Origin of the sequence: Bacillus sp. RHFS10 (assembly GCF_016757475.1) — a bacterium.
Classification (GTDB): Bacteria; Bacillota; Bacilli; order Bacillales; family Bacillaceae; genus Bacillus; species Bacillus subtilis_G.
This window is the reverse complement of sequence record NZ_JAESPO010000003.1, coordinates 99,449-111,377: the sequence shown is the minus strand read 5'-3', so window position 1 is coordinate 111,377 and position 11,929 is coordinate 99,449. Positions and strand designations below refer to the sequence as shown.

Annotated in this window: 13 protein-coding genes; 7 read left to right on the top strand and 6 right to left on the bottom strand. The window is 46.3% G+C overall.

What is annotated here, in order from left to right; all coding sequences use genetic code 11:
- Positions 1-2: 2 nt before the first annotated feature.
- The 4 genes from JMN17_RS13135 to nosA all read left to right on the top strand — a co-directional run bounded on the left by JMN17_RS13135 (position 3) and on the right by nosA (position 4,702).
- The gene (locus JMN17_RS13135; protein WP_087992534.1) at positions 3-962 is read left to right on the top strand and encodes a tripartite tricarboxylate transporter substrate binding protein; all 960 of its coding nucleotides are present in this window, start codon (positions 3-5) and stop codon (positions 960-962) included.
- 379 nt (positions 963-1,341) lie between these two features.
- Positions 1,342-2,643 (top strand): citrate transporter CitM, encoded by a 1,302-nt coding sequence (citM, locus tag JMN17_RS13130; protein ID WP_087992535.1) that lies wholly within the window; start codon positions 1,342-1,344, stop codon positions 2,641-2,643.
- Between the two features lie 54 nt (positions 2,644-2,697).
- Positions 2,698-3,492 (top strand): MBL fold metallo-hydrolase, encoded by a 795-nt coding sequence (locus JMN17_RS13125; protein ID WP_202328294.1) that lies wholly within the window; start codon positions 2,698-2,700, stop codon positions 3,490-3,492.
- Positions 3,493-3,610: 118 nt separating this feature from the next.
- Positions 3,611-4,702, top strand: coding sequence for a nitric oxide synthase (gene nosA, locus JMN17_RS13120; RefSeq protein ID WP_202328293.1), 1,092 nt, complete (start codon positions 3,611-3,613; stop codon positions 4,700-4,702).
- Here the strand turns inward: nosA and JMN17_RS13115 are convergent.
- On the bottom strand, positions 4,693-4,968 hold the full coding sequence (locus JMN17_RS13115; RefSeq protein ID WP_087992538.1) for an acylphosphatase: 276 nt from the start codon (positions 4,966-4,968) through the stop codon (positions 4,693-4,695). The two genes, nosA and JMN17_RS13115, sit on opposite strands and share 10 nt — an antisense overlap.
- A gap of 66 nt (positions 4,969-5,034) precedes the next feature.
- On the opposite strand from JMN17_RS13115, the gene JMN17_RS13110 reads away from it, so the two are divergent.
- Positions 5,035-5,700, top strand: coding sequence for an MOSC domain-containing protein (locus JMN17_RS13110; protein WP_202328292.1), 666 nt, complete (start codon positions 5,035-5,037; stop codon positions 5,698-5,700).
- 46 nt (positions 5,701-5,746) lie between these two features.
- Here the strand turns inward: JMN17_RS13110 and JMN17_RS13105 are convergent, their stop codons facing one another.
- The 4 genes from JMN17_RS13105 to map all read right to left on the bottom strand — a co-directional run bounded on the left by JMN17_RS13105 (position 5,747) and on the right by map (position 7,462).
- Positions 5,747-5,878, bottom strand: a complete 132-nt coding sequence (locus JMN17_RS13105) for a YflJ family protein (RefSeq protein WP_087992540.1) — start codon at positions 5,876-5,878, stop codon at positions 5,747-5,749.
- 172 nt (positions 5,879-6,050) lie between these two features.
- Positions 6,051-6,206: a hypothetical protein gene (locus JMN17_RS13100; protein WP_148963599.1), complete on the bottom strand. Its 156-nt coding sequence runs from the start codon at positions 6,204-6,206 to the stop codon at positions 6,051-6,053.
- 110 nt (positions 6,207-6,316) lie between these two features.
- Positions 6,317-6,631: a DUF3243 domain-containing protein gene (locus JMN17_RS13095; RefSeq protein WP_148963600.1), complete on the bottom strand. Its 315-nt coding sequence runs from the start codon at positions 6,629-6,631 to the stop codon at positions 6,317-6,319.
- Between the two features lie 81 nt (positions 6,632-6,712).
- Entirely contained in the window at positions 6,713-7,462 is a 750-nt protein-coding gene (gene map / locus JMN17_RS13090; RefSeq protein ID WP_087992542.1) for a type I methionyl aminopeptidase, read from the bottom strand.
- A 170-nt stretch (positions 7,463-7,632) separates the two neighbouring features.
- Here map and nagE point away from each other — a divergent pair, with 170 nt between their 5' ends.
- Positions 7,633-8,991, top strand: a complete 1,359-nt coding sequence (nagE, locus tag JMN17_RS13085; RefSeq protein ID WP_087992543.1) for an N-acetylglucosamine-specific PTS transporter subunit IIBC — start codon at positions 7,633-7,635, stop codon at positions 8,989-8,991.
- A gap of 233 nt (positions 8,992-9,224) precedes the next feature.
- Here the strand turns inward: nagE and ltaS are convergent, their stop codons facing one another.
- Positions 9,225-11,174 (bottom strand): lipoteichoic acid synthase, encoded by a 1,950-nt coding sequence (gene ltaS / locus JMN17_RS13080; protein WP_087992545.1) that lies wholly within the window; start codon positions 11,172-11,174, stop codon positions 9,225-9,227.
- Between the two features lie 258 nt (positions 11,175-11,432).
- Between ltaS and JMN17_RS13075 the strand changes: the two genes are divergently transcribed.
- Complete coding sequence (locus JMN17_RS13075; protein ID WP_087992546.1) at positions 11,433-11,825, top strand: DnaJ family domain-containing protein; 393 nt, start codon at positions 11,433-11,435, stop codon at positions 11,823-11,825.
- Positions 11,826-11,929 lie beyond the last annotated feature (104 nt).

Genomic DNA, 11,929 nt, shown 5'->3' with positions numbered 1-11,929 from the left:
ATATGAAAAAATGTATGATTCTATTGATTGCGCTATTGCTTTTTATGCAGGGTGACATCCGGCAGGCGGCTGCGCCGCGCCTGCCGGACGGGCCGGTTGAAATTGTCGTCCCCGCCGAGCCTTCTGGCGGCTGGGATGTCACAGCGCAGGCGATCCAATCCGTTCTGCGGCAGAAGCAGATCGTAAAGGGTGAAGTTCATATCGTCTATAAACCGGGCGGCGGGGGAGATAAAGGCTGGAAGTATGTCAACAAAAGCAGTAAACAGACCATCAGCATGACGTCCAGTTTAATCCTGAGCAATGATCTTCTCGGGCAGAGCAAATTAAAAACGGGCGATTTTACTCTGCTTGCCATTCTCTCTAAGGAATGGCATACGGTTGCATTGCCAAAAGGATCGGCGATAGCAAACGGCAAGGATTTGCTGAATAAGATTAAGATGAATCCCGGTAAGGTAAAAATCGGCTTTGCGCCGGGGTTTGGAAATGATGATCAGCTTTCGTTCGTCAGAGCGGCAGATATGTACGGCATTGACCCTTTTAATATTCAATTTTTGCAGTATGAAAGCAGTGAACAGCTCATTCAGGCGCTGATCAGACATGAGATAGAAGCGGCTTCAATGACACTTTCTGAAGCGAAACCATATGAGCGGCACGGAGATATCACGTTAGCTGCTGTAACGTCTGATAAAAGACTTTCCGGTTTCCCAGACGTACCGACGTGGAAGGAGCAGGGGATCCCATTTGTGTTTTCTCATTGGAGAGGGATTTTGGGCCCGAAAAACATGTCGGAGGAAGAGATTTCTTACTGGGATCAAGCGCTAAAGAAGGTCACATCTTCGCCCGAGTGGAAGCGGAAAATAAACGAACAGGACTGGGAAAGCTTTTATTTGAACAGCAGGGAAACGAAACGGTTTCTTGAACAGCAATCCGCTTTTTATCAAAGCATTATGACAGGAAATTAAGATCCCGGCATGTCCGGGATTTTTTTCGTGTCGAAAAACCCTCGCATTCATTGTCAAGTCTGCGCGTCGGTGCTCACCAGTTATGAAAGGAACGGCGGCTAATCGCTCGGGCGTCCTGCATAAACGCCACCGTCATCACATCCTGTGAAAGTCTGCTCCAATGCTCGCCTTTCCTAGACTTCAAAGGGTATCAATCACGCTATCTTTTTATGTGCCCAGAAATGATCAAAAAGAACATAACGGTTTTTAAAATTTAAAAATACAAAAAAACCAAATTATTTACTTGTGATTGGTTTTCCCATACGATGGCAAAAAGGCAAGACAAAAAGGGGAGTAAGGGAGAAGAAATGTAAGCGGATTCATTTAAGGGGGAATGGATGTGTTAGCAATCTTAGGCTTTCTCATGATGCTCGTGTTTATGGCATTGATCATGACAAAACGGCTCTCTGTACTGACAGCGTTAGTTTTGACGCCGATTGTGTTTGCGCTCATCGCCGGATTTGGATTTACTGAAGTCGGGGACATGATGATTTCTGGGATTCAGCAGGTAGCGCCGACTGCGGTCATGATAATGTTTGCGATTTTATATTTTGGAATTATGATTGATACAGGACTGTTTGATCCTGTGGTTGGGAAAATCTTAAGCATGGTCAAAGGCGACCCGTTAAAAATTGTTGTCGGGACCGCGGTTCTCACGATGCTCGTCGCCTTGGACGGGGATGGTTCGACCACTTATATGATTACGACAAGCGCGATGCTTCCTCTCTATCTGCTGCTCGGCATCCGGCCGATTATCCTGGCGGGCATCGCGGGTGTCGGCATGGGGATCATGAACACGATTCCGTGGGGAGGCGCGACGCCGCGGGCGGCGAGTGCGCTGGGGGTTGATCCGGCTGAGCTAACAGGGCCGATGATTCCTGTCATCGCAAGCGGGATGCTTTGTATGGTTGCGGTTGCGTATGTGCTTGGAAAAGCAGAACGAAAACGCCTTGGCGTCATTGAACTGAAACAGCCGGCCAATGCCAATGAACCGGCAGCTGCGGTTGAAGATGAGTGGAAGCGGCCGAAGCTATGGTGGTTCAATTTATTGTTAACGCTTTCTTTGATAGGATGTTTAGTATCGGGGAAAGTCAGTTTAACCGTACTGTTTGTCATTGCGTTCTGCATCGCACTGATTGTGAATTATCCAAACCTTGAGCACCAGAGACAGCGCATTTCGGCGCATTCCGCCAACGTGCTTGCGATTGGCTCGATGATTTTTGCTGCGGGGGTTTTTACGGGGATTTTGACAGGCACCAAAATGGTTGATGAAATGGCGATTTCGCTCGTGTCTATGATTCCAGAACAAATGGGCGGGCTGATCCCGGCGATTGTGGCCTTAACAAGCGGCATTTTCACATTCCTGATGCCGAATGACGCGTATTTCTACGGGGTGTTGCCGATTTTATCAGAAACGGCTGTCGCATACGGTGTGGATAAAGTGGAAATTGCCAGAGCTTCTATCATCGGCCAGCCCATTCATATGCTGAGCCCGCTTGTCCCGTCCACTCATTTGCTTGTCGGACTTGTCGGGGTTTCTATTGACGATCATCAAAAATTTGCATTGAAGTGGGCGGTTCTCGCAGTCATCGTCATGACGGCTGTTGCTCTATTGATAGGCACCATCTCTATTTCCGTATGATAATTCAGGCGTAATGACATACACTAACGGCATCAACATACCGGAGGTGTCTTCATGAGTGATCCTTATATGCCGCTGACTTCAGTCAGAAGCGGAACGGGGTTTGAAGCGGCAAAAGGAGTGCACGGCGTAACTGTGCAAATTGCGAATGTTTATTTTATTCAGCTGCCTTCTGAACCTCACTCATTTGTTTTAATTGATGCCGGCATGCCTCAATCAGCCGACATGATAGTCAATGAAGCTAAACAACGATTTGGCGATGATTTTCAGCTCAAGGCGATTATCCTTACACACGGGCACTTTGATCATATCGGGGCAATCGAAGAGCTTCTTGAGCATTGGGATGTTCCTGTTTATGTCCATTCTCGGGAAATGCCTTATGTAACAGGTAAAGAGGATTATCCTCAGGCTCGTCCTGACAGCAAAAGCGGGCTGGTTGCCAAGCTTTCGCCGCTGTTTCCGCGGCACTCTATCGATATTTCGTCACAAGTACAGGCACTGCCGGAAGACGGCTCTGTTCCGTTTCTTGAGGAGTGGGTGTGGATCGCGACCCCGGGTCACACACCCGGCCATATTTCGTTATTCCGCGAGGATGGACGCGTGCTTGTGGCAGGAGATGCTGTCATTACAGTGGAACAGGAGAAAATGGCGGACGTCTTGATTCAAAAACAGGAGCTTCATGGGCCGCCGGCTTATTTTACGCCTGATACAGAGACGGCAGCAGAATCCATTCAGAAGCTTGCCGGCCTTGAACCGGAAGCGCTGCTGACCGGGCACGGCATACCGATGACCGGCAAAAACTTTCGCAGCGACTTAACTGAATTGGCAAATCGCCTATCGTCTCTTTGACACCCGCACACGCGGGTGTTTTTATTGTTTTTCCAAGAAGATGCAGGGAAACCATTTGTCTTCCCGCTTAAAAACGATACAATGAGAAGCATGAATGCGATTTGAAGGAGAGAGTTTGTTGAAAGAAAAAGAAATACTCTGGAACGAAGCGAAAGCGTTTATTGCAGCATGCTATCAGGAGTTGGGAAAGGAAGAGGAAGTGAAAGACCGTCTCGATAGCATAAAAAGTGAAATTGACCGGACCGGGAGCTATACACATACGAAGGAAGAGCTTGCTCACGGAGCGAAAATGGCTTGGAGAAACAGCAATCGCTGCATCGGCAGATTGTTCTGGAATTCTCTGAATGTCATCGACAGGCGTGACGTCCGTACGAAGGAGGATGTGCGGGGCGCCCTTTTTCATCACATTGAAACCGCCACAAATAACGGGAAAATCAGGCCGACCATTACGATTTTTCCTCCGGAAGAGAAGGGTGAAAAGCAAGTCGAGATTTGGAATCATCAGCTGATACGGTATGCTGGTTATGAGTCAGGCGGAGAAAGAATCGGCGACCCGGCTTCCCGTTCCCTTACCGCAGCCTGCGAGCAGCTTGGCTGGCGCGGAGAGCAAACCGATTTTGACTTGCTGCCGCTCATTTTTCGCATGAAAGGCGATGAACAGCCGGTCTGGTATGAACTGCCGCGTTCACTTGTCATCGAGGTTCCAATCACACATCCGGACATCGAAGCGTTTTCTGATCTGGATCTGAAATGGTACGGCGTGCCAATTATTTCTGATATGAAGCTTGAGGTCGGGGGGATTCATTATAATGCCGCGCCGTTTAACGGCTGGTATATGGGCACGGAGATCGGGGCAAGAAACCTGGCAGATGAAAAGCGGTACAACAAGCTCAAAAAAGTGGCGTCCGTTATTGGCATTTCCTCTGATTACAATACGGATTTATGGAAGGATCAAGCGCTTGTTGAATTGAATAAAGCTGTGCTGCACTCGTATAAAAAGCAAGGTGTCAGCATCGTTGACCATCATACGGCAGCAAGCCAGTTTAAACGGTTTGAAGAACAGGAGGAAGAAGCGGGCAGAGAGCTGACGGGAGACTGGACGTGGCTGATTCCGCCGATTTCATCCGCTGCCACTCATATCTTCCACCGTTCCTATGACAACGCAATCGTTAAGCCGAATTACTTTTATCAGGATAAGCCTTACGAATAAACAATGGAAAATCGTTGATGGCCTTCAAGGCTGCTGGATTCAGTGACTGAGAGGTCGGTAACCTTTGAGAAAGGACTGCCTTTTTTTACAGCCTCAAGAAACGATTGTAACGTGTTTTCCGGGCCTTCCGCCAAAATCTCGACACGGCCGTCATCACGGTTTTTGACCCAGCCTGCCAGTTTTCGCTTGTCAGCTTCCATTTGAACAAAATAGCGAAAGCCCACACCTTGAACCCGGCCGTCTGCAACGATTCGATATTGAAGCATGGAAAAACCACCTTTTCTTTTTATGATAATCAATCATTTTACAACCTGTAAAGGGGATGTGTTCGTATGAAACCACCGCACTATTCAGTTCTTTCTCTTAATCTCGGGAAGCCGCAGACGCTTGAATATGACGGAAAGAAAATCGAAACCGGCATCATGAAGCAGCCGGCTGATTCCGCTGTCATGCTGTATCGGGAGAATTTTGATGGAGACGGACAGGCGGATCTCATCAATCATGGGGGACCTGATAAGGCGGTCTGTGTCTATCCGGCAGAGCACTATCCGTTTTGGGAAGAGTTCCTCTCAAGACCGCTGCCAAGCGCTGCGTTTGGTGAAAATCTGACCGTCAAGGGCCTGACCGAGGAGAACGTTTGCATCGGGGATGTGTACAAGCTTGATGAAGCTGTTGTCCAGGTCAGCCAGCCGCGCCAGCCGTGTGTAAAGCTGGCGAAAAAGTTTGGCGTAAAGGATATGGTGATGAAGGTTCAAGAAACCGGCTATACCGGATTTTATTTTCGCGTGCTGGAAGCGGGCAGAGTGTCTCCCGGCGCCAAACTTGAATTGCTGTCCAGAGGCGAGAAAGACATATCCGTTCAATTCGCAAACCGTATCAAATACCATGATGCGAAAAACCTCGCCGCCATTGAACGGATTTTAAGTGAAGACACACTGTCGGAAAGCTGGAGAGCGTCCTTTATGAAAAAAAGGGACAGGCTGCAGCCGGCTGAATAGAAAAAAAGCCGCGCATACAACGTGCGCGGCTTTACTATTCTTAAGATCAATTTTTCTTTGTTTCAAGCAGGTTGGCAAGAAAATAGGTTTTATAGCTTTGAAGCTTTCTTCCTTCATAGTGCGTGATCCCCTGCTTTTTTAATTCTGCCACATACCAGCCTTTACTGCCGTAATGCATGTCAGAAAACTCCTTTCCCTATCTCTCCCGCTGGAGAGGATTTTACCAAGCGATTGGCATTGTAACATCTATGGAAAGATGCTGAAAAGAGGTGCGGGAAAAACTGAGCCTTTTGCACTAGCTGTAAGAATCTTCTTCTGTATGTATATGCGGAGAAAAGGCTGAGTATGATTTAATGGCCGGTCAGTTTGATGATGACAACGCCCAATGTCATAATGCTGAAAACAATGCCGATATATGTGAGCATCCCGTTTTTTTTCTTCACGCCATAAACGGTCATAATAATACCTTCAATGAAAAAAATGATGCCGAAAATAATAAACCACATGCAGATAAAGGCTCCTTTCGCAGACATAATAGTAGTGTAGCATATCTGGAAGAGCCGGGCTGTGACAATATCAAGAAAGCCGGGCAGCATATGCGCCCGGCTCTTGTTTTTTATTGCTTATCAACCAATTTGACCAGCAGCTGTGCCAAATGTTTTTTCTCGTCTTCGTCCGCAACACTCCAAAGCTCTTGCAGGAGCATTTCTTCACTGTTGTGCGGCTCTTCATGCTTCGCGAGGTAGTCTCCCAGGATCGCGGCGCTTTTCACAAGCTTGCCGTCATCCAATCCCAGCTTTTTGCCTCGGTTCACTTGTTTACTCAGGTAGCCTTTAAATTCCTCAAAGTCTTTTAAAATGTCTTCTTTTGTTGCGCCATGCATCGCATTCATTTCATTTTCAATTTTGATTTTTTCTGGATCTCTGTTCATTGCAATACCTCCTCCTGCAGAATAGTGATGATTTACCTGCAATTGGAGGAGGTTAAACCTTCCGGCAGCCCGGGATGTGTTTTACAGTTTTGTCAGGATAATCGGTTCATCTTTTGTGATAACGATGGTGTGTTCAACTTGGGCAACCATGCTTTGATCAGGCGTCTTGAACGTCCAGCCGTCTCCAGCTTCAACAATCGTTTCCGCTTTCGTTGAAATAAACGGTTCAAGCGCGATAACTGTGCCGTTTTTGAAAAGCGCGTTATCAAACGGATCATAATAATTCATGATGTGGTTCGGCGCTTCATGCAGGCTTCTGCCGATTCCGTGTCCGGTCAGGGTTTTGATGACGGTAAAGCCTTTAGAGCGTGCTTCATGATAAACGGCTCTTCCGATTTGGTTTTGGCGCTTGCCTGCTTTTGCCTGCTGCAGCCCTTTTTGGAAAGCGTCTTCCGCGCATTGGCAAAGCTTATGAAGGCGTTCTTCTCCTTCGCCGAGCACAAATGAGATGCCTGTGTCGGAATAAAAACCGCCGAATTCAGCGGAGATGTCAATGTTCACAAGATCTCCCGCTTTTAAAATTTTGGAAGTGCTTGGTATGCCGTGAGCCACTTCATCATTTACGCTGATGCATGTCACACCCGGAAAATCGTATTCCTTCTCAGGAGCTGAAACTGCACCGTGCTCATCAAGAACCGCTTTTCCGATAAGGTCAAGGTCTTTTGTGCTCATGCCGGGCTCTGCTTTCCGTTTCATTTCTTCACGCGCCAGCGCTACGATTCTTCCGATTTTTTTCAGGCCTTCTAATTCTTGATCGTTTGTTACAATCATCTGTCATTCCCGCTTTCTTTTTAAATAATCTATTTTAAGCTTACCACAACTGCCTTAAAAATAGGAAACACACGGACCTGGGAAAAAAGAAACACCCCGGGAAAATTGGTATAGATCACTAGATATCCTATATGGTATATTTGAAAAAAAAGGGTATGAGGGGGATGGGTATGCTTTCATTTTTACAAAAACTCGGGAAGTCATTTATGCTTCCGATTGCGGTTCTTCCTGCGGTTGGAATTATCCTTGCGCTTGGCAGAGAGGATTTATTGAATATCCCGTTTGTCTATCAAGCGGGGGCGGCGATTTTTGATCATCTGCCGCTCATTTTCGCGATCGGAATTGCCATCGGCATTTCAAAGGACAGCAATGGGGCCGCGGGTTTATCAGGCGCGATTTCATATCTGATGCTGGACGCAGCGACAAAGACAATTGATAAAACAAACAACATGGCGGTGTTTGGGGGAATCATTGCCGGTTTAATTGCCGGTTACACCTATAACCGCTTCAAGGATACAAAGCTGCCTGAATATCTGGGATTCTTCAGCGGCAGGCGGCTTGTGCCGATTGTAACAGCCATTATTACGATTATTTTAGCCGGCATCTTCGGAACCGTCTGGCCGCCGATTCAATCAGGGATTAATACGTTTGGAGAATGGATGCTGGGGCTCGGCGGCATCGGGGCTGGCATATTCGGCCTGTTCAACAGGCTGTTAATACCGCTTGGTCTTCACCACGTGTTGAACAATATTTTCTGGTTCCAATTCGGAGAATATAACGGAGTGACGGGAGACCTGGCGCGCTTTTTCGCGAAAGATCCGACTGCGGGCACATATATGACCGGTTTCTTCCCAATCATGATGTTCGGTCTTCCGGCGGCGTGTCTGGCTATGGTTGTGACTGCAAAGCCGTCAAAACGGAAAGCAACGGCGGGAATGATGATCGGATTTGCCTTGACTGCGTTTATCACAGGGATTACGGAGCCGATTGAGTTTGCGTTTATGTTTTTGTCTCCGCTATTATACGCTGTTCACGCGGTCTTAACCGGGCTGTCTTTATTTATCGTCAACTTGCTCGGCATCCGCTCAGGCTTCTCTTTTTCAGCAGGAGCCATCGATTATGTGCTCAGCTACGGAATTGCAGAAAAGCCGCTGCTTCTGCTTCTGGTAGGCATATGCTATGCGGCTGTATACTTTATTGTGTTTTATGTGCTGATTAAGGCATTGAATTTAAAAACGCCGGGACGGGAAGATGATGATGTGGATGAAGTGCTGGATGAAAATACCGTTCAGGATGTGAATGAAAACATCATGCTCAAAGGGCTCGGCGGAAAAGAAAACCTTCAAACCATTGATCATTGCGCCACAAGGCTGCGGCTGACTGTGAAGAATACCGCTTTAGTGGATGAAGCGCTGCTAAAGAAAGCAGGCGCAAAAGGGGTTGTCAAATCAGGCGGACAATCGGTTCAAGTCATCATTGGCCCAAATGTGGAATTTGCGGCGGAGGAATTGAGAGCTGCGGTAAAATAAAAAAGCGGAGAGGGCATCCTCTCCGCTTCAGCGTGTCGACAAACCTTCGCATTCGTTGTCAGTCCTGCGCGTCGATGCTCACGAATTCCGACATTCGCTGTGCTTCGATGCTCGTCCTTCCTAGAATTCAAGGGTTTTCAATCACGCTGAAAAGATGACAAAATCCTAAAACTTAACCGTTTTAGGATTTTGTCAACAATATGAAGCGGAGAGGGCATCCTCTCCGCTTTTTCTTATTGATCTGCATCTTCCGTTGACGTTTCGGAAGAATCTTCGTCACGTTTTGTGTAATCATAATCAGAAGGATTCACCTTCGTAAAACCTTTCGGCTCGTAGAAACGCAGCAGGTCTCCGTTTATGATTTTATCGGACATTTCAAGTTCTTTCTTGACGAGGGAGTCTTCTGACTTGTCGACTTCAGATTCCTCAAGCTCTTTTCCGGTTTTTGTATCGTAATACTTTCCGGATACTTTCGTGTACTTCGGTGAAACAAAATCTCCGTTACGGAACGGAATCACTTCACGGTGTTCTTTAGATAAAATATCAGAACCGGACATCAGATAGTCTTTCGTATCCACTCCGAGCAAATGCAGAATGGTAGGAGCCACATCGACGTCTCCGGCATATTTATGAACTCTCTCGCCCTTCACGCCGGCAGCGTGGATAAAGAGCGGAACCCGTTGAAGCTGGGCGTTGTCATAATCGGTAATTTCATCTTTGTCAAGCACTTTGGCCATCGCTTTATTGTGGTTTTCAGAGATGCCGTAATGGTCTCCGTACATCACGATAATCGATTGGTCATATAGCCCGTCTTTTTTCAGGTCATTGAAAAATTGTTCAATAGACTGATCAAGGTAATGGGCTGACTGGAAGTAGTTGTTGACGACAGAGTCACCAAAGTCTCCAGCCGGGAAGTCTGTATCCCCCTCATCCATTCCGAATGGGAAGTGGTTAGACAGGGTAATAAACTTCGTATAGAATGGCTGCGGCAGGCTTTCTAACAGCGGCATTGATTCTTTAAAGAACGGTTTGTCTTTCATGCCGTAGTTTTTCGTGTTTTCTTCGTTCATGTCATAGTAGGCAGAATCGAAGAACTTATCAATGCCTTCCGCTTTGTACATTTCGTTACGGTTCCAGAACGTCTGCGTGTTTCCGTGGAACGAAGCAGATGTGTAATCCTTAGACTTCAGAATCGCCGGAACGGATTGAAGCGTGTTTTGCGCTTTGTTTACGAAAACGGAACCTTGAGCCAGCGGGTACAGAGAGTTTTCCATCATAAATTCCGCATCGGATGTTTTACCCTGTCCCGTTTGGTGGAAAAAGTTATCAAAGTAGAACGTTTCGTTATCATGTGCCAGTTTATTTAAGAACGGTGTGACTTCTTTGCCGTCAATTTTATAGTCGATGATAAAGGACTGCAGAGATTCAAGTGAAACATAAATGACGTTTTTTCCTTCCGCTTTGCCGAAATACACGTTATTCGGCACGTCGTAATTGGCTTTCATGTAGTTTTCCACTTCCGTCACGTCGCTGGAATCGGCAAGCGCGCGCTGACTGTTGGACTTGATATTCTGGACAGCGTCATAAATCGTGAAATTGTATGTGCCTAAGTATTTCACCAGATAGTTTCGGTCGAATGATCTTGTCAGCAATTCAGGGCGGTCTGATTCCGCAACTGCCAGGTTGATGAGGAAAACAAGAATCGAAGACGCAAGAACGATTCGGAACGATTTTTTGCTCGACGTTTCTACAGGCTTGTTCACTTTGATCGCCAAGATGATCAGAATGATCGTATCGATAAAGTAAAAGACGTCAGCCGGGCTCATCAGCGAAAATGCGCTGTCGCCGAGTTGGCCGCCGTTTGTTTTAGCCTGCATAAGGACCGGAATTGTAATAAAATCATTGAAAAATCTGTAGTACACAATGTTTGCGTACAGTAAAAAAGACATTAAAAAATGAATCACTATGATGGCTGTCTGCTGTAATTTTTTCTTGAACAAAAGTCCAAAGCCAAGAAAGAACAAGCTTGAGCTGAGAGGATTCACAAAAAGCAATATTTTTTGTATCGTGTTGTCTATTCCTAAGTTGAAATTCAGGACATAACCGACATACGTTTTGATCCATAATAGGACGACCGCGATTAAGAAGAAGGCCAGTCCTCTTTCTTTTATAAATGTTTTCATTGTTACACTCCTTTTTTCCGATCACAGTTCGAGCGAAACGATAGAAAAAACGAACGTATCAAATATAACACGAATCAGCAGATTAGAAAAGTGAAAATCGTCTGGTGGAAAAAGTGGCGAAAAACGCCGTCGAATCAATGTTTTTCTTTACATAGTGCCCTAATATAAAAAAGGTTTCTTTGTGGAAACGAAGGAATAAAATGGAACGATGGCTACTGTATGGTAAAATAGAGGAAATGGCTGAAAAGAGGTGAAAGGATGGATTTTTCCCATATTGTGTCTGAAGATAAAATAAAGCGCGCCATCAAAGACGGAGAATTTGAAAACCTGCCGGGAATGGGAAAACCGCTGCCGAAGGATGACGCGGCACACTTGCCGGAATCGCTCCGCATGAGCTACCGTATGTTAAAAAATGCGGGGATGGCAGAGGACGAGGGCGCGCTCAAAAAAGAACTCATGACCATCGACCATTTAATCGCAAAGTGTCTTGACGAAAAAGAACGGGAACAATTAATCAGAAAAAAAACTGAAAAGCAGATGATGCTTGATAAGCTTGTCGGCAAAAAAGGCATGTTTTCAAAGCCAGCATCCGCTTTTTATAAGAATAAAGTATATGACCGGCTTGGACGAAACAGACCTTCTTCCAGCTGATTTGTCTTGTCTAAAAGGATGGTGATTGATAAAAGCCATCCTCTTTATGTTCCAATGGTCTCTGTCTAAAATGTTTATGTTTATCCGTCGTGGGGGAAATGACT